Origin of the sequence: Amycolatopsis sp. NPDC026612 (assembly GCF_040638285.1) — a bacterium.
Classification (GTDB): domain Bacteria; phylum Actinomycetota; class Actinomycetes; order Mycobacteriales; family Pseudonocardiaceae; genus Amycolatopsis.
This window is the reverse complement of record NZ_JBEZYB010000008.1, coordinates 98,798-115,863: the sequence shown is the minus strand read 5'-3', so window position 1 is coordinate 115,863 and position 17,066 is coordinate 98,798. Positions and strand designations below refer to the sequence as shown.

At 72.7% G+C, this 17,066-nt stretch carries 16 protein-coding genes; 8 read left to right on the top strand and 8 right to left on the bottom strand.

The features are described from left to right. Positions 1-4: 4 nt before the first annotated feature. Positions 5-1,018, bottom strand: a complete 1,014-nt coding sequence (locus tag AB0F15_RS11595) for an alcohol dehydrogenase catalytic domain-containing protein (protein WP_360268912.1) — start codon at positions 1,016-1,018, stop codon at positions 5-7. A 70-nt stretch (positions 1,019-1,088) separates the two neighbouring features. On the opposite strand from AB0F15_RS11595, the gene AB0F15_RS11590 reads away from it, so the two are divergent. The 3 genes from AB0F15_RS11590 (at position 1,089) to AB0F15_RS11580 (ending at position 5,419) form a co-directional block, all read left to right on the top strand. Further along, entirely contained in the window at positions 1,089-1,697 is a 609-nt protein-coding gene (locus AB0F15_RS11590; RefSeq protein WP_360268909.1) for a TetR/AcrR family transcriptional regulator, read from the top strand. After that, positions 1,694-3,373, top strand: coding sequence for a CocE/NonD family hydrolase (locus tag AB0F15_RS11585; protein ID WP_360268906.1), 1,680 nt, complete (start codon positions 1,694-1,696; stop codon positions 3,371-3,373). The genes AB0F15_RS11590 and AB0F15_RS11585 overlap by 4 nt, the downstream gene beginning before the upstream one ends. A 123-nt stretch (positions 3,374-3,496) precedes the next feature. Further along, positions 3,497-5,419: a DNA/RNA non-specific endonuclease gene (locus AB0F15_RS11580; RefSeq protein ID WP_360268899.1), complete on the top strand. Its 1,923-nt coding sequence runs from the start codon at positions 3,497-3,499 to the stop codon at positions 5,417-5,419. Here the strand turns inward: AB0F15_RS11580 and AB0F15_RS11575 are convergent. Further along, entirely contained in the window at positions 5,391-6,077 is a 687-nt protein-coding gene (locus AB0F15_RS11575) for a GntR family transcriptional regulator (RefSeq protein ID WP_360268896.1), read from the bottom strand. The two genes, AB0F15_RS11580 and AB0F15_RS11575, sit on opposite strands and share 29 nt — an antisense overlap. A 46-nt stretch (positions 6,078-6,123) precedes the next feature. Here AB0F15_RS11575 and AB0F15_RS11570 point away from each other — a divergent pair, with 46 nt between their 5' ends. Both AB0F15_RS11570 and AB0F15_RS11565 read left to right on the top strand, forming a co-directional pair. Next, the gene (locus AB0F15_RS11570) at positions 6,124-6,546 is read left to right on the top strand and encodes a VOC family protein (protein ID WP_360268893.1); all 423 of its coding nucleotides are present in this window, start codon (positions 6,124-6,126) and stop codon (positions 6,544-6,546) included. A gap of 120 nt (positions 6,547-6,666) precedes the next feature. Continuing rightward, positions 6,667-7,410 (top strand): sigma-70 family RNA polymerase sigma factor, encoded by a 744-nt coding sequence (locus AB0F15_RS11565; RefSeq protein WP_360268890.1) that lies wholly within the window; start codon positions 6,667-6,669, stop codon positions 7,408-7,410. Here the strand turns inward: AB0F15_RS11565 and AB0F15_RS11560 are convergent. From AB0F15_RS11560 to AB0F15_RS11540, 5 genes are read right to left on the bottom strand one after another with little or no spacing between them, the layout of a single operon-like run. Further along, complete coding sequence (locus AB0F15_RS11560) at positions 7,400-8,461, bottom strand: acyl-CoA dehydrogenase family protein (RefSeq protein WP_360268887.1); 1,062 nt, start codon at positions 8,459-8,461, stop codon at positions 7,400-7,402. The genes AB0F15_RS11565 and AB0F15_RS11560 overlap by 11 nt on opposite strands. Further along, complete coding sequence (locus AB0F15_RS11555; protein WP_360268885.1) at positions 8,458-9,384, bottom strand: acyl-CoA dehydrogenase family protein; 927 nt, start codon at positions 9,382-9,384, stop codon at positions 8,458-8,460. Before AB0F15_RS11555 ends, AB0F15_RS11560 begins: the two co-directional genes overlap by 4 nt. Then, on the bottom strand, positions 9,381-10,511 hold the full coding sequence (locus tag AB0F15_RS11550) for an acyl-CoA dehydrogenase family protein (protein ID WP_360268882.1): 1,131 nt from the start codon (positions 10,509-10,511) through the stop codon (positions 9,381-9,383). The genes AB0F15_RS11555 and AB0F15_RS11550 overlap by 4 nt, the downstream gene beginning before the upstream one ends. Further along, a complete protein-coding gene (locus AB0F15_RS11545) occupies positions 10,511-11,356 on the bottom strand; it encodes an enoyl-CoA hydratase (protein WP_360268879.1) in 846 nt (281 codons plus the stop codon). Before AB0F15_RS11545 ends, AB0F15_RS11550 begins: the two co-directional genes overlap by 1 nt. After that, positions 11,353-12,885, bottom strand: coding sequence for a FadD3 family acyl-CoA ligase (locus AB0F15_RS11540; RefSeq protein ID WP_360268876.1), 1,533 nt, complete (start codon positions 12,883-12,885; stop codon positions 11,353-11,355). The genes AB0F15_RS11545 and AB0F15_RS11540 overlap by 4 nt, the downstream gene beginning before the upstream one ends. 82 nt (positions 12,886-12,967) lie before the next feature. Here AB0F15_RS11540 and AB0F15_RS11535 point away from each other — a divergent pair, with 82 nt between their 5' ends. The 3 genes from AB0F15_RS11535 to AB0F15_RS11525 are packed head-to-tail and all read left to right on the top strand — an operon-like array spanning position 12,968 to position 16,040. Further along, entirely contained in the window at positions 12,968-14,113 is a 1,146-nt protein-coding gene (locus AB0F15_RS11535) for an acyl-CoA dehydrogenase family protein (protein WP_360268873.1), read from the top strand. Beyond that, a complete protein-coding gene (locus AB0F15_RS11530) occupies positions 14,110-14,880 on the top strand; it encodes an SDR family oxidoreductase (RefSeq protein WP_360268870.1) in 771 nt (256 codons plus the stop codon). The genes AB0F15_RS11535 and AB0F15_RS11530 overlap by 4 nt, the downstream gene beginning before the upstream one ends. 8 nt (positions 14,881-14,888) lie before the next feature. After that, positions 14,889-16,040 carry an acetyl-CoA C-acetyltransferase gene (locus tag AB0F15_RS11525; protein ID WP_360268868.1) on the top strand — a complete coding sequence of 384 codons (1,152 nt, stop codon included), beginning with the start codon at positions 14,889-14,891 and terminating at the stop codon, positions 16,038-16,040. A gap of 16 nt (positions 16,041-16,056) precedes the next feature. Here AB0F15_RS11525 and fgd read toward each other — a convergent pair whose 3' ends face one another. After that, on the bottom strand, positions 16,057-17,061 hold the full coding sequence (gene fgd / locus AB0F15_RS11520; RefSeq protein WP_360268865.1) for a glucose-6-phosphate dehydrogenase (coenzyme-F420): 1,005 nt from the start codon (positions 17,059-17,061) through the stop codon (positions 16,057-16,059). Positions 17,062-17,066 lie beyond the last annotated feature (5 nt).

Genomic DNA, 17,066 nt, shown 5'->3' with positions numbered 1-17,066 from the left:
CCGGTCAGGCCCGCGGGTCGATGTGGATCTTCGGCCCCGGGCCGCCGGGCCGCTCCCCCGCGAGCACGGCCCCGACCTCACCCAGGCCCACGGTCGCCGCGACGAGCGGCCGCGGGTCGACGGCGCCGCTCGCGTACGCGGCGATCGTCTCGGCCAGGCCTGGCGACCCGGAGAGGACGCCGACCGCCGTGACGTCCTTCAGCACCAGCGCACGGGTGTCGAGCCGGCTGGGCTGCCCGGACAGTCCGATGTAGACGACCCGGCCCGCGGGTTCCACCAGCTCCGCCGCCAGCGCGGGGGAACCGGCGGCCCCGGTCGCGTCGACGACCGCGTCGAACGGCAGGTCCGGCAGCGTTTCCCGGGTCCACGTGTCCGCGAAGCCGAGGCTGCGGGCGAATCCGGGGGAACCCACGCCCAGCACGTGCACCTCGGCGCCCGCCGCGCGCAGGAACATCGCCGTGAGCAGCCCGATCGTCCCCGGGCCCAGGACGAGCGCCCGGTCGCCGGCGCCGGCGCCGGCCGCACGGGCGGCGCGCAGCGCGTTGCCCCCCGGTTCGACCAGGGCGCCGAGCACGGCGTCCACCTCGCCGGGCAGGGCGTGCAGCGACCACGCGGGCACGGCGAGCCGTTCGGCCAGCGCCCCGGCCCGGCCGCCGCGGATGCCGACCTCTTCGCGCCGTTCGCACGTGTGCTGGTGACCCCGGCGGCAGCGGCGGCACGTCCGGTCGCCGAGCATGGTGTCGCCCATGACCCGGCGGCCGAGCCAGGCCGGGTCCACGCCGTCCCCCACCGCGGTGACGGTGCCCGCCCACTCGTGGCCGAGCCGCATCGGGTACGCGGAGTGCCCCTGGTGGAGGTAGGTCATCTCGCCGGTGAAGAACTCGACGTCGGTGCCGCACACCCCGGCGCGCTCGACGTCGACGACGACCTCGCCCGGGACGGCTCGCGGCGCGGGCACCTCCTGCACCGAGCACTCGCCCGGCCCGGTGAGCACGAAGGCCCACATGGTCGAAGACATGGCCGCATCCTCGCATCCCACCAGTTGTCGAACACTTGCTATTTTATTAACACCTGTCCATTATCGAGGGATGACAGCCGACTGGACGACCGAAGCGCCCGCGAAGGACCGGCGGGTGCGCCGGTCGCGCGCCGCGTTGATGCAGGCCGCCGTCGAGCTCGTCTCCGGCCGCGACACCACAGCCGTCCCGGTCTCCGAGATCGCCGAAGCGGCGGACGTCAGCCGCCAGGTGCTCTACCAGCAGTTCGGCGACCGCGACACGCTGCTGCTGGAGGCGGCGCTCGACCTCGTCCGGCGCGAACTGCTCGGCGACCTCGCCGGGCTCGCGTCGCCCCGCGACGAACAGGCGTCGTTCCTGGCACTGGGCCGCCACTTCGCCGCGCACCGGCGCTTCTACCGCGCCCTGCTGACCGGAGCGTCCGCGTACGCCCTCAACAAGGCGCTGACCGGCCTGTTCCTCCCGCTCAACCGGGAACACCTCGGCCACGCACTCGGCGGTCACCTCGACGCCACGGATCTCGACGACCTGGCCACGTTCCTGACCGGGGGCGCCGGGGCGTTCGTCAACACGTGGGTCGTCGACGGACCGGACCCGCTCGACCCGGAAGAGTTCGCCGGCCGGTTGGCGCGGATGCGCTCGGTCGTCACCGCGATGATCAAGAAGGAGGCCGGCCGATGATCAGCCGTGTCGTCGAACGTCTGCTGAAGCTGCCCGCGCCGGCCACCCGGCGCCTCACCGTCCAGCGGGACCTGCGGGTCCCGATGCCCGACGGCGCCGAGCTGCTGGCGGACCACTGGGCGCCGCGCACCGGCAAGGGGGGTGGGCCCGAAGGGCAGGGCGGCGGGAAAGGTGCCGGCCTGCCCACCGCGGTGCTGCGCAGCCCCTACGGCCGCCGGGGCGTGTTCGGGGCGATCCTGGCCCGCCCGCTGGCCGAGCGCGGTTTCCAGGTGCTGATCCAGAGCACCCGCGGCGGCTTCGGTTCCGGCGGTCCCTTCGATCCGCTGCGCCAGGAGCGCGAGGACGGCCTCGCGACGCTGGACTGGGTCGTGAAGCAGCCTTGGTTCGGCGACGCGATCGTGCTCACCGGCCCCAGCTACCTGGGTTACGTGCAGTGGGCCGTGGCCGATCGCCTGCCGCCGCAGGTCAAGGCGATGATCCCGCACGTCACCGAGTCCGGTCTGACGCTGGAATTCCTGCGGGAGGACGGCCTTTCGCTGGAGACACCGTTCGGCTGGGGTGTCCAGGTCGCGACCCAGGAGCGCCGCTTCGCGCTGGTCCGGCAACGCAGCCAGGCGAAAAAGGTGAGCCGGGCGCTGAACACGCTGCCGCTCGCCCAGGCCGACGTCGTCGCCATCGGCCACCGCTCGGACTACATCCAGGACATCCTCGCCCACCCGGAGACGAGCCCCCGGTGGGCGGCGCTCGACCACCGGGACCGCGTCGCCGACGTCACCGTGCCGGTCAGCTCGGTCGGCGGCTGGTACGACATCTTCCTGCCCGGCCAGCTCCGCGACTTCCGGACCCTGCAGGACGCCGGACAGCGGCCGCGGCTCACGGTCGGGCCGTGGACCCACGCCGGCGACCTGCTCACCGGCGCGGGCGTCTCCCTCCGGGAAACGTGTGAGTTCGGGCTCGCGCTCGCGCGCGGCGAGGAACCGCCGGAACGGGCACCGGTCCGGCTGTTCGTCATGGGCGAGGAAGCCTGGCACGACTTCGCTTCGTGGCCGCCGGAAGGCTATGCGCCGCAACGGTTCCACCTCCAGTCCGGGGGCGGGCTGTCGCCGGACGCGCCCGCCGGGTCCGCAGAGTCCGCAGAGTCCGCAGTGGACCGCTACCGCTACGACCCGGCGGACCCGACCCCCGCGGCCGGCGGGGTGCGCATGGCCCCCGACGCCGGCCGGGTGGACAACGCGGCGCTCGAAGCCCGCGCCGACGTCCTCACCTACACCACGGCCGTGCTCGGCGAAGACGTCGAAGTGATCGGGGACGTGAGCGCGGAGATCTGGTTCCGGTCGAGCCTGCGGTTCGCCGACGTCTTCGTCCGGCTCTGCGACGTCGGCCCGGACGGCCGCTCGGTCAACGTCTGCGACGGCCTCACCAGCCTGCGCGACGCGGCTGAACTGGCCGCGGTCACGGTCCGGTTGTGGCCGACGGCGCACCGGTTCCGGCGCGGGCACCGCATCCGGGTCCAGGTCTCCAGCGGCGCTTTCCCGCGCTACGCCCGCAATCCCGGCACCGGCGAACCCCACGCCACCGCGGTCACGCTGCGCACCGCGGACCAGGAGGTCCACCACGACCCCGCCCACGCGTCGGCGATCGTGCTGCCGGTTCGTGATTTTCGGCAACAGCCTTGATCGCGCGAAGAAACCGCGCGGTGGATTGAAAAAGAACTCCCGGCGACGCGCCGGAAATCGTGTAACGCGCCCTCCGGGAGCGCGACTAACGCGGTGTTTCCGAATCGCTCGCCGGGAGGCATCGTGGACGTCAGGACGGACCGCCAGGCCGAGCAGGAACAGGCCGCGGCGGCGCGGGCCGCCGAGCGCACCGGGCCGCGGCAGGCCAAGATCGCGTTGCTGCGCAAGCCCGGCGGGATCGCCGAGGCCGACGAGCCGAGCCGGATCGCCACCCGGATCGACCGGCTCGGCCGCTACTACCCCGACGTCCGGCCGGTGAGCCCGGCGGCGATCGCGGCCGGGGACCCGGAAGCGATGACGGCCGCCGGCGCGATCCTCGAACGCATCGTCCTCACCGACGACCTGCTCGGCGTGGGCTACCTCGAAGGCGGGGTCGCGGCGTCGGGCGCCGTCGGCCGGGTGAACATCCGCAACGCCCAGGGCCGGCTGGTCGGCTACGGCACGGGTTCGCTGGTGTCGCCGGAGCTGCTGCTGACCAACCACCACGTGCTGCCGGACGCCGAAGCCGCCGGGTTCAGCGTCATCGAGTTCGACTACCAGGACGGCATCGACGGCCTGCCCCGGTCGGTGCGGGCCTTCGCCCTCGACCCGGACCGGTTCTTCGCCGCCGACCGGGAGCTGGATTTCGCGCTGGTCGCGGTGAAGGCGACCGCGGACGAGCTGCGCCCCTTCGGCTTCAACCGGCTGATCGCCAGCGAGGGCAAGGCGATCGTCGGCGACTTCGTCACCATCGTGCAGCACCCCGGTGGCGGCAAGAAGCAGGTCGCATTGCGGGAAAACCGGGTCGTCGACGTCCTCGAGGAATTCCTGCACTACGAAACGGACACCGAACCCGGGTCGTCCGGCTCGCCGGTGTTCAACGACCAGTGGGAGGTCGTGGCGCTGCACCACGCCAGCGTCCCGGCGGCGGGCCACGCCGAGTACGGCGGCTTCCTCAACGAAGGCATCCGGGTCAGCAAACTGCTGAAGTTCCTGCGGGACCAGCGGTTCGCGCCGGCGCAGCAGGCGCTGCTCGACGGGCTGGCCACCCGCCCGGAGCGGGCGCGGCCGACTGCCGACGGCGCTCCGCCGGCGCTCACGCTCTCGATGCCGTTCGACATCCGGCTGCGCGCCGAAGCGGCCACCGTGCGGGTCGATCCCGACTATTCGAACCGCGAAGGGTACGACCCGGCCTTCCTGCCCGGCCACACCGTGCCGCTGCCCGGCCTGTCCGCCGCGCTCCTCCCGCTGGCCGCGCTCAACCGGCAGGCCACCGACGAGCCGCGGTACGTGCTGCCGTACCACCACTTCAGCGTCGTCATGCACCGCGAACGGCGGCTGGCGATGTTCACGGCGGTCAACATCGACGGGCGCACCAGCCGGGCGCTGCGGCGCGAAGCCGACCACTGGTCGCTCGACCCGCGCGTGGCCGTGACCGAGCAGATCGGCGAGGAGATCTACCGGGACAACCCCCTGGACCGCGGGCACCTGGTCCGCCGGCTCGACCCGGCGTGGGGCGCGACGGAGGCGATCGCGCAGCTGGGCAACGACGACACGTTCCACTTCACGAACTGCTCGCCGCAGCACAAGGACTTCAACCAGAACAAGACGACCTGGGCCGGGCTCGAGGACTACATCCTGACCAACGCGGACAACTTCGACCTCAAGGTCAGCGTGGTGACCGGCCCGGTGCTGGCCGCGGACGACGACCAGTACCGCCGGGTGCAGCTGCCGCGCCAGTTCTGGAAGGTCGTCGCGATGGTCAAGGCCGGCGGCGCCCTCTCGGCGACGGCGTACCTGCTGAGCCAGGAGGAGCTCATCCACGGGCTGGAGGCGGCGGTCGAGTTCGACTACGGCGCCTACCGCACGTACCAGGTGCCGGTCCGCCGGATCGCCGAGCTGACCGGGCTGTCGTTCGGCGACCTCCAGGCCGCCGATCCCCTCGGCGGCCTGGAGTCGACGAGCGAAGCCCAGGAGATCAGGACGGCGGCGGACCTGACGCTGTGACGCCCTGGGACGTCCGGCCGCCGAGGATTTCGAAGGCGTGGCGGCGGTGCTCGGCGAAGAGCGCCAGGGCCGCCTCCCGGTCGCGGGCTCGCAGGGCCGCGGCGAGCTCCCGGTGTTCCGCGGGGATGGCCGTGAGGTAGCCGTCGGTGGTGACGCCGATCCGGGTCAGCAGGAACAGGTGCACCTGCGACCGGATCGCCTGCCAGGCTTCCCGCAGGCGCCGGTGGCCGGCGGCCGCGTAGACCGCGTCGTGGAACTCGAGGTCGCAGCGGAGCAGCTCGTGCGCGCCGTCCGCGCGTTCCATCCGCCGCACCACGGCGTCGAGCGCTGCCAGTGCGTCCTCCGGGGCGCGGTCGACCACCAGCTCGACGGCCAGCTGGTCGAGGGCCGCCCGCAGGCTGCCGAGCTCGGCGACGTCCTCGTCGGACAGGGCGGTCACCGTGGTGCCGCGGTGCCACTCGCCACGGACGAGCCCTTCGCGCTCCAGCTTGAGCAGCGCCTCCCGCACCGGCCCGCGGCTGACGCCCAGCGCTGCCGCCAGCTCCACTTCGCGCAGCTGGCTGCCCGGGGCGTAGCCGCCGTCGAAGATCGCGTCGCGGATCCGGTCCGCGACCTCGTCGGCCAGCCCGCGGCGACGCGCAGGCGCCAGTCCACTCATGTCCTGATGTTAACATTAAGACAACCGCTTCGGCGAAAGGAATCCGATGACCCTGCCCATCCCCCGCTTCCACCTCGCGATGCCGGTGGACGACCTGGCCGCCGCCCGCCGGTTCTACGGCGAGGTCCTCGGCCTCGACCCGGGCCGCAGCGCCGAGACCTGGATCGACTGGAACCTGCACGGCCACCAGTTCGTGACGCACCTGGCCCCGGCCGGGCCGAAGCGCGTCCACAACCCGGTCGACGGCCACGACGTGCCGGTGCCGCACTTCGGCCTGATCCTCACGGTCGCCGGATTCCAGGCCCTCGCCGACCGGCTGCGAACCGCGGGCACCGAGTTCGTGATCGAGCCGTACGTCCGCTTCGAGGGCCAGACCGGAGAGCAGTGGACGATGTTCCTGCTCGACCCGGCCGGCAACGCCCTGGAGTTCAAGGCCTTCGCCGACGATTCGCAGGTGTTCGCGGTCTGAGGCGCTGTCCACCCCTGACGCGCAAGAACACCCGATCGGGCCGACCCTCCGTCACGGACATCGACATGGCGCTTACGCGGGGTACCCGGGCTCACGGAGCACGAGCCCGGGGAGGACGCCATGGAACCAGCCGACACCGAGCCGCCGGACTCGGTGCTGCTCACCGCCCTGCGGGCCGGTGACCTCGACGCGGCCGGGCGGCTCTTCCGGAGGCACGTCGAGCCGCTCCGGCGGATCGCCGGGGCCTGGGCGCGGCAGCCCACCGAACGCGACGACCTCGTGGCCGAGACGTTCGCCAGGGTGCTGACGATCGTGCGCACCGGCGGCGGGCCCCGCGGTGACCTGCGGCCCTACCTCGTCGTGACCATGCGCAACCTGGTGTCCCGGTGGAGCAAGCAGCGCAGCCGGGTCGAGCTGTGGGCCACGGTCCCCGAAGCGGCCGCCGGGGGCGCCGACGAACTCGCCCTGCACCGGTCGAACGCCCGGCTCGGGTGGCTGGCCTACTGCACACTGCCCAACCGGTGGCGGACGGTGCTGTGGCGGACCGAGGCCGAGGGCAGCACCCCGACGGAGCTGGCACCCTCGCTCGGGTTGTCGCCGAACAGCGTCGCGGCGCTGGCGATGCGGGCGCGGGAAGGCCTGCGGCAGGCCTACCTGCAGGTCCAGGTGCCCGAACCGGACGAGCCGAGCTGCCGTGAACCCCGCCGCCGGATGGGTGCCTGGGTCCGCGGGGCCCTGCCGCCGCGCAAGGCCCACGCCGTCGCCGAGCACGTCGCCGGCTGCCGCGCCTGCCGGCTGATCGCACGCGGCCTGGACGAAGCGAACCGCGAACTGCCGGGGTCGGCGGCGCGGCTCACCGGCTGAGCCGAGGGGTGGGGAACCCGGCGGGGACGCCGAAGAGCAGGGCGGTCCCGTGGGCGCGCTTGAAGTACAGGTGCGCGTCGTGCTCCCAGGTGATCGCGATGCCGCCGTGGAGCTGGATCATCTCCGCCGCCGCGTGCGCGAACGCCTCGCCGCAGACCACCTTCGCGGTCGCGACCGCCTCGGGATCGCCGTCGGCCAGGGCCGCGTACAGCGCCGAGCGCGCCGCCTGGACGTGGACGTGCACGTCGGCCATGCGGTGCTTCAGCGCCTGGAACGACCCGATCGGGCGACCGAACTGACGCCGTTGCTTCGTGTACTCGACCGTCAGCTCCAACGCCCGCTCGGCCGCCCCGGTCTGCTCGGCGGCGACGGCGACCACCGCCGTGTCCCGCAGCTGCCGCAGCTGTTCGGTGAACCCGCCGATGTCCAGCCGCCGGGCCGGCGTCGACGCGCAGTCGACGACCGCGAGACGCCGGCCGGGGTCCAGGCTGGTGACCCGGGCCCGGCGGACCCCCGCCACGGGGACTTCGAACAGGCCGGTGCCGTCGTCCGTGCGGGCCACGGCGAGCAGGACGTCGGCGGTGTCACCGTCCAGGACGTAGTGGGCGCGGCCGTCGAGCCCCGCGGCCGACGCACGCAGGGCCGGCGTCCACCGGCCGTCCTCGGCGGACCAGGCCAGGGCCGCCAGTGTCGTCCCGGCCGCGATGCCCGGCAGCAGCCGCTCACACGCTTCGTCGTTCCCGGTGCGGAGCAGGGCTTCGCCGCACAGCACGGCCGAACCGAGCATCGGCGCGGGCGTGAGCGTCCGGCCGAGTTCCGCCAGCACGACGCACGCCTCGGCGAGACCGGCGCCCGCGCCGCCGTAGTGCTCCGGGATCGCCAGTGCGGCGACACCGATCTGCTCGCACAGCGTCGACCACAGCTTGTCGTCGTAGCCCAGCGGCGACTCCATCGCGGACCGCACCGCCGCCGGCCCCGACCGGCGGGAAAGCAGCGAGCGGACCGCGTCCCGCAGTGCCAGGGCTTCCTCGGTTTCCAGCGGGTCCGTCATCGCATCCCCGCCAGGACGCGCGCCCGGTGAAACGATCCGGTCCCCCAGGCCCCGGCCAGTGCCCGCACCTTCGTCAGCCGGAGCCCGAGGTCGTGCTCGGCGGTGTAGCCGATCGCGCCGTGCACCTGCAGGGCGGTCCGCGCGGCGAGGGAGGCGGCGGCACCGGCCATGACCTTCGCCGCCGACACGTCCCGGGCGAAGGTCTCCCCGGCGACGGCCGCGCCGTGGAGCAGTGGCCGGGCCAGTTCGAGCCGGGTGACGACGTCGGCGAGGAGGTGCTTGATGGCCTGGTACTCCCCGATGGCCCGGCCGTACTGCTTGCGCTGCTTCGCGTACGCCACCGACGTGTCGAGCAGCCACTGGCCCGCCCCCAGGAGCTGGGCGGCCACGGCCAGGACACCGCGGTCGAACGCGGCGCCGCCGTCCGCCGGCGCCGCGGGGACCCGGAACAACCGACGCGGCGGATCGATCGAACGCACGGGCCCGCTCCCGGTGCCGGTGAGTTCTGCACCGGTGAGGTCGAGGACGACGCCCGCGATGTCGGCGTCCAGCGCCAGTGGCACTTCCGGCGGCGCGACGACGGTGGCGATGAGGTCGCCCTCGGCGAGGGACGTGAGCCGGTGCCCGGTCAGCAGCGCCGGGGCGACCGCGGCCGACTCGACCACCGGACCCGGGACGGCGTGGTAGCCGAGCGCTTCGCAGGCCACCACCAGGTCGACCGGGCCGGCGCCGAGGCCGCCGTGGTCCTCGGGCACCAGCAGCGCGAAGACCCCGACGTCGGCCAGCGCGCGCCAGAGCTTGAGGCCGCGGTCGTGCTCCCCCACCGCCCACGCCCGGGCGGCGGCCGCGGTGTCCGCCCCGCCCAGCAGCTCGTGCAGCGTCGCGGCGAACTGCCGTTGCTCCGGCGAGAGCTGGAACCTCATCGACGGTCCTCCCTCGGGAGCTTCAGCAGCCGTTCGGCGATCGTGTTCCGCTGGATCTGGTCGGTCCCGCCGTAGATCGGGCCGGCGAGGGAGAACAGGTACCCGTCCACCCAGCCGCGATCGGTCTCCGCGGCCGGTCCGAGCACATCGAGCGCCGTTTCGTGCAGTTCCACATCGAGGTGGGACCAGAACAGCTTGTTCACGCTCGATTCGGGCCCCAGCTCTTCGCCGTCCTCCAGCCTGCTGACGGTGCCGAAGGTGTAGAGCTGGTAAGCGCGGGCGCCGATCCACGCATCGGCCACTCTGTCCTGAGTGGACGGTGCTGCGCCGTGCTCCCGCCACAGGACGGCCAGCCGGTCCGCCGCGGCGAGGAACCGGCCCGGGCTGCGCAGCGACAGGCCACGCTCGTTGTTCGCGGTCGTCATCGCCACCCGCCAGCCCGCGCCGACCTCGCCGATCACGTCCTCGTCCGGCACGAAGACGTCGTCGAAGAAGATCTCCGCGAAGCCGGGCTCACCGTCCAGCTGCGCGATCGGCCGCACGGTCACCCCATCGGCCCGCAGGTCGGCCATGAAATAGGTCAGGCCGTGATGCCGGTGCGCCGCGGGGTCGGTCCGGAACAGCCCGAACGCGCGGTCGGCGAACGCGGCCCGCGAACTCCACGTCTTCTGACCCGACAGCAGCCAGCCGCCCTCGGTGCGGACCGCCGTGCTGCGCAGCGCCGCGATGTCGCTGCCCGCCTCGGGCTCCGACCACGCCTGGGCCCACACCTGCTCGCCGCGGGCCATGGCCGGGAGGATCCGGTCCCGCTGCTCCGGCGTGCCGTGCGTGAACAGCGTCGGGGCCAGCATGAAGATGCCGTTCTGGCTCACCCGGCCCGGCGCACCCGCCGCGTAGTACTCCTCCTCGAACAGCAGCCACTGCAGCATCGACGCCTCGCGCCCGTGGTACTCCCGCGGCCACGACACGACCGACCAGCGCGCCTCGGCCAGTTCGGCTTCCCATTCGCGGTGCGCCGCGAACCCCTCCGCGGTGTCCATCGACGGCAACGAGCGGACGTGCGAAGCCAGCCACTCCCGTGCCTCGGCGCGGAACGCCGCCGACGTTTCGTCGATGTCGAGGTCCATCAGGACCCCTTGCCCGCGTCACGCATCGACCGCGCGGACTGCCCGCCGAGGGAGTCTTCCGACGTCTCCGCGTTGTGGGCGTGCGCCAGGTGGTGCAACCCGAACACCGAGTCCATTCCGGACCGCAGCCCCATCAGGTCTTCGGCCTGGTTGACCGCCTTCTTCGCCAACGCCAGCCCGAACGACGGCATCCCGGCGACCTTCTCCGCCAGGTCCAGGGTGTGCTGCTCCAGCTCCGCGCGCGGCACGATCCGGGTGATCATGCCCCACTCCCTGGCCTGCTGAACGGTGAAGCGCTCGCCGGTGAACAGGACCTCCTTGGCCGCCCGCGGCCCGAGCACCCACGGGTGCGCGAAGTACTCGACGCCCGGAATACCCATGCGCACCACGGGATCGGCGAAGAACGCGTCGTCGGCCGCCACGATCAGGTCGCACACCCAGGCCAGCATCAGCCCGCCCGCGATGCACGCGCCCTGCACGCTCGCGATCATCGGCTTCGGGATCTCCCGCCACCGGCGGCACATCCCGAGGTACACCTCGGACTCGCGCGCGAACCGCTGATCACCGCCGGCCCGGTCGGTGTGGTCCCACCACAGCACCGCACGCCGGTCGAACGACTGGTCGGCGTCCCGGCCGGGGCTCCCGATGTCGTGCCCCGCCGAGAAGTGCTTGCCCGCCCCCGCCAGCACGATCACCTTGACCTCGGGATCGTTCACGGCTTCGGCGAAGGCGTCGTCGAGGGCGTAGGTCATCGCGGAGTTCTGGGCGTTGCGGTAGTCCGGCCGGTTCATCGTGACCACCGCGACCGGCCCGCGCCGCTCGGAACGGACCACCGGTTCACTCATGCCTTCTCCTCGGTCAGCAGCCGCTTCAGCACCTTGCCGGAAGCGTTGCGGGGCAGCGCGTCCAGGAACTCGACGAACCGCGGGGTCTTGTAGTTGGCGAGCCGCTCGCGGCAGAACGCGAGGACCGCTTCGGCCGTCAGCCCGGTCCCGACGACGAACGCCTTGCCGACCTCGCCGAGCCGCTCGTCCGGGACGCCGACCACCGCGACGTCGCGGACGCCGGCCAGCTCGGTCAGTGCGTGCTCGACCTCGGCCGGGTAGACGTTGAACCCGCCGCAGATGTACATGTCCTTGAGCCGGCCGGTGATGGTGAGGTTCCCGGCGGCGTCGAGCTCGCCGACGTCGCCGGTGTGCAGCCACCCCCGCTCGTCGACGGCCTTCGCCGTGGCCTCCGGGTCGTCGAGGTACCCGAGCATCACGTTCGGCCCCCGGAGCACGATCTCGCCCGGCGAACCGTCGATCGCCACCTCGAACCCCGCGGTCGCCCGGCCCGACGTGCTCGCGACGAGTTCCGCGGCGTCGCCGGGGCGGCACATCGTCACCACGACGGCTTCGGTGAGGCCGTAGGCGGTCAGGACGGTTTCGAACCCGAGCTCCGCGCGCATCCGGCGCACCAGCGAGGCGGGCACGGTGGCCGCCCCGGTGACCGCGAGCCTCAGCGAGGACAGCTCGCCCTTGTGCGGTTCGTTCAGGAGGGACTGGAAGATCGTCGGCGCGCCCGGCAGCACGGAGATCCGCTCCCGCTCGATCACGTCCAGGGCCGCGCGGACGTCGAACACCGCCTGCGGGACGATCGTCGCGCCGGTCAGCAGGCCGACGACGATGCCGGCCTTGTAGCCGAAGCTGTGGAAGAACGGGTTGATCACCAGGTACCGGTCGTCGGCGGTGACCTGGCCGCAGTCCGCCCACGCCGCGGCGACCTCGACCGTCTGGCGGTGGGCCGAGAGCACGCCCTTGGAACGGCCGCTGGTGCCGGAGGTGAAGAGGATGTCGCTCACGTCGTCCGGGCCGACGGCGTCCGCCCGTGCCTCGGCTTCGGCTTCGGTGACCCCCTCGGCCATGGCGAGGAATTCGTCCCAGCCCACCGTGCCCTCGACCGGCCGGTGCGGCTCCTGCAGGGGCACCCGGACGACGGTGCCGAGGTCCGGCAGCGCCGCCCCGGTCTCCCGGATCGCGGCGTGGCGGTCGGTACCGAGGAAGTCCGCGGCCACGACGAGGGCCGTGGCCCGGCCGCGGACGAGCAGGTCCACGGTTTCGGTCGCGGTGAAGCGGGTGTTGACCGGGATCAGCGTCGCTCCCGCGTAGAGCGCGCCCAGCGCCGCCAGGACCCAGTGGTGGGTGTTGGGCAGGGCGATCGCGACCCGGTCGCCCGCCTGGACGCCGCACGCGGCGAACGCCCGCGCGACCGTGCGAACACGTTCCAGAAGCCGGTCGTAGCCGAGCCGCACGGAGCCGTCGACCAGCGCCTCCGCGGCACCGAACTTCGCGGCGGCATCGCGGACGACGGCCGGGATCGTGGTCTGTCCCACCGCACCCTCCTCTGGACCGGCAAAGTAGAACGTGTTCTCATTACCCTAGGTGCCGGACCGGCCCGGCAGCAAGGAGGCGTGCGTGGAACCGACGCGATTCCGCCGCGAGGTCGCGGGCTGGCTCGCCGCCAACCTGACCGGCGAGTTCGCGCGGCTGCGCGGGCTGGGCGGGCCGGGCCGGGAGCACGAGGAGTTCGAGCTGCGCCTGGCCTGGGAACGGCACCTCGCGGCCGCGGGCTGGACGTGCGTGGGCTGGCCTCACGAATTCGGCGGCCGCGGCCTGTCCCTGGCCGAGCAGGTCGCCTTCCACGAGGAGTACGCGGCGTCGGGTGCGCCGGCGCGGGTCAACCACATCGGCGAACAGCTGCTCGGCCCCACGCTCATCGCCTTCGGCACCCCCGGACAACAGGCCCGCTTCCTCCCCAAGATCCGCACCGCCGAGGAACTCTGGTGCCAGGGCTACTCCGAGCCCGGCGCCGGCTCCGACCTCGCCGCCGTCTCCACGTCCGCGGTCCGGCGCGACGGCGAATGGGTCGTCAACGGCCAGAAGATCTGGACCTCGCTCGCGCACGCCGCGGACTGGTGCTTCGTCGTCGCGCGCACCGAACCGGGGTCGCAGCGCCACCACGGCCTGTCCTACCTCCTGGTGCCGCTGCGCCAGGACGGCGTCACGATCCGGCCCATCCGGCAGCTCACCGGCACTTCGGAGTTCAACGAGGTCTTCTTCGACGACGCCCGCACGGACGCGAGCCTCGTCGTCGGCGAACCCGGCGAGGGCTGGAAGATCGCCATGGCCACCCTCGGCTTCGAACGCGGGGTCTCGACGCTGGGCCAGCAGATCGGCTTCCGCCGCGAACTCGACGACATCGTCGCCGAAGCGCGACGGTCCGGCACCTACGACGACCCGCTGCTGCGGGCCGACCTCACCCGCGCCCGCCTCGGCCTGCGGGTCCTGCGCGCCCACGCCCTGCGCACCCTCGGGCAGGCGGCCGGACCCGAAGTCGCCGTCGGCAAGCTGCTGTGGGCGCAGTGGCACCGCGGGCTCGGCGAACTCGCCGTGCGCGCCCGCGGCGCCCGGTCTCTCGTCGCCGACGGCGACGAGCTGGACGAGTGCCAGCGGCTGTTCCTGTTCACCCGCGCCGACACCATCTACGGCGGCTCCGACGAAATCGAGCGGAACATCATCGCCGAGCGCGTCCTCGGCCTGCCCAGGGAGGCACGCCCGTGATCCCGCAATACCCCGCCGGCCACGACCTGCTCGCCGGGAAGGTCGTCGTCGTCACCGCGGCGGCGGGCACCGGCATCGGGTCCGCCGTCGCGAAGCGCTGCCTCGAAGAAGGCGCGAACGTCGTCATCAGCGACTGGCACGAACGCCGGCTGGCCGAGAAGGCCGCCGAACTGGCCGAGCTGGGCAAGGTGCACGCCATCCCCTGCGACGTCACCCGCGAGGACCAGGTCCAAGCGCTCGTCGACGGCGCGGTGGACCACTTCGGCCGCCTCGACGTGCTGATCAACAACGCCGGGCTCGGCGGCACGAAATCGGTGCTGGAGATGACCGACGACGAGTGGTCGAAGGTCCTCGACATCACGCTCACCGGCACGTTCCGCTGCACCCGCGCGGCGCTCAGGCAGTTCGTCGCCCAGGGGAACGGCGGCGCGATCGTCAACAACGCCTCGGTGATCGGCTGGCGCGCCCAAGCCGGCCAGGCGCACTACGCCGCCGCCAAGGCGGGGGTGATGGCCCTGACCCGCTGCTCGGCCCTCGACGCCGCCGAGCACGGCGTCCGCGTCAACGCCGTCGCCCCCAGCCTCGCCATGCACCCCTTCCTCGCCAAGGTGACCAGCGACGAACTCCTCGAAGACCTCACGAAACGCGAGGCGTTCGGCCGGGCGGCGCAACCGTGGGAGGTCGCCAACGTCATGGTCTTCCTCGCCAGCGACTACGCGAGCTACCTCACCGGCGAAGTCGTCTCCGTCAGCAGCCAGCACCCCTAGGAGCTCCCGTGCCCGAAGCCTTCCTCCTCGACGCCGTCCGCACCCCGGTCGGCCGCCGCGGCGGTGCCCTCTCCGGGTGGCACTCCGCCGACCTCGGCGCGCACGTCATCAAGGCGGTCGTCGAGCGCACCGGCGTCGACCCGGACCTGGTCGACGACGTCATCCTCGGCTGCACGGACACCCTCGGCCCGCAGTCGGGCAACATCGCGCGCACCGCGTGGCTGGCGGCCGGCTTCCCGGACCACGTGCCCGGCGTGACGATCGACCGGCAGTGCGGGTCCAGCCAGCAGGCCGTGCACTTCGCCGCCCAGGCGGTCATGTCGGGCACCCAGGACCTGGTGCTGGCCGGGGGTGTGCAGAACATGAGCCGCATCCCGATCAGCGCGGCGATGCTCGCCGGGCGCGAGTACGGCTTCGACGACCCGTTTTCCGGCTCGAAGGGCTGGCAGGAGCGCTACGGCAGTGTCGAGGTCTCGCAGTTCCGCAGCGCCGAGATGATCGCCGAACACTGGGACATCAGCCGCGCGGCCATGGAGGAGTACGCGCTGCGCAGCCACCAGCGGGCGCTCGCGGCCATCGACGAAGGCCGGTTCGACGCGGAAACCGTCGCGGTCGAGGAATTCCGGCACGACGAGGGTCCGCGCCGGGACACCAGCCTGGAGCGGATGCGCGGCCTGAAGCCGCTGAGCGAGGGCTCACGCCTGACGGCGGCGGTGGCCAGCCAGATCTCCGACGGCGCGAGTGCGGCCCTGCTGGCGTCGGCGTCGTTCGTCGAGGAACACGGCCTGACCCCCCGGGCCCGCATCCACCACCTGTCGGTGCGCGCGGCGGACCCGGTGTGGATGCTGACCGGCCCGATCCCGGCCACGGCGCACGCGCTGCGCAACGCCGGGCTCACCGTCGAGGACATCGACCTGTTCGAGGTCAACGAGGCGTTCGCCAGCGTGGTCCTGGCCTGGCTCGACGAAACCGGCGCGGACCCCGACCGGGTCAACGTCAACGGGGGCGGCATCGCCCTCGGTCACCCGATCGGGGCCACCGGCACCAAGCTCCTGGCGACGCTCCTGCACGAGCTGGAGCGCCGCGACGGGCGGTACGGGCTGCAGACGATGTGCGAAGGCGGCGGCACCGCCAACGTCACCATCATCGAACGGCTGTGAAGCCGGACAGCGCTGATCAGCCGAGGGCACGCAGCTTCGGCAGCACGTCCTCGGAGAACTGGGTCAGGAACCGCTCCTGGTCGTGGCCGGGCCCGTGGAAGACGAGGTGGTTGAGCCCCGCGTCGAGGTACGGCTTGATCTGCGCCACGGCCTCGTCCGGGTCCGACGCCACGATCCACCGCTTGGCGACCTGCTCGATCGGCAGCTCGTCGGCGAGCCGCTCCATCTCCTCGGCCGAGGAGACCGTGTGCTTCTGCTCGGCCGTCAGCGACAGCGGCGCCCAGAAGCGCGTGTTCTCCAGCGCCTTCTCCGGGTCGCGGTCGTACGACATCTTGATCTCGATCGTCCGGTCGATGTCCTCGACGTTCCGCTCCGCCGCGGAAGCGCCCTCCTTGACCGCCGGCATCAGCTTCTCGGTGTAGAGGTCCATGCCCTTGCCCGAGGTGCAGATGAACCCCTCCCCCGAGCGGCCCGCGTACTTGGCCACCACCGGGCCGCCGGCCGCGATGTACACCGGTACCGGCTGCTCGGGACGGTCGTAGATCTTCGCGTTCACCAGCTGGTAGTACTCGCCGTCGAAGTTCACGTTGTCGCTGGTCCACAGCTCGCGGATCAGCTTGATCGACTCGCGCAGCCGCGCGAACCGCTCCTTGAACTCCGGCCACTCGCGCCCCGAGACGGCGATCTCGTTCAGCGCTTCGCCGGATCCGACGCCCAGGATGACCCGGCCGTTGGACAGCAGCGACATCGTCGCGAACGCCTGCGCGATCACCGCCGGGTTGTACCGGAAGGTCGGGGTCAGCACACTCGTGCCGATCTGCACCCGCTTCGTGCGCTCGGCCACCGCCGGCATCCACGCCAGGGCCCACGGCGCGTGGCCGCCCTCGTGCCGCCACGGCAGGAAGTGGTCGGACACCCAGACCGAGTCGAGGCCGACTTCTTCGGCACGCACGGCGTACTCGACCAGGTCCCGCGGCCCGAACTGCTCCGCCGATGCCTTGTAACCGACCTTCAACGCCACGCTCT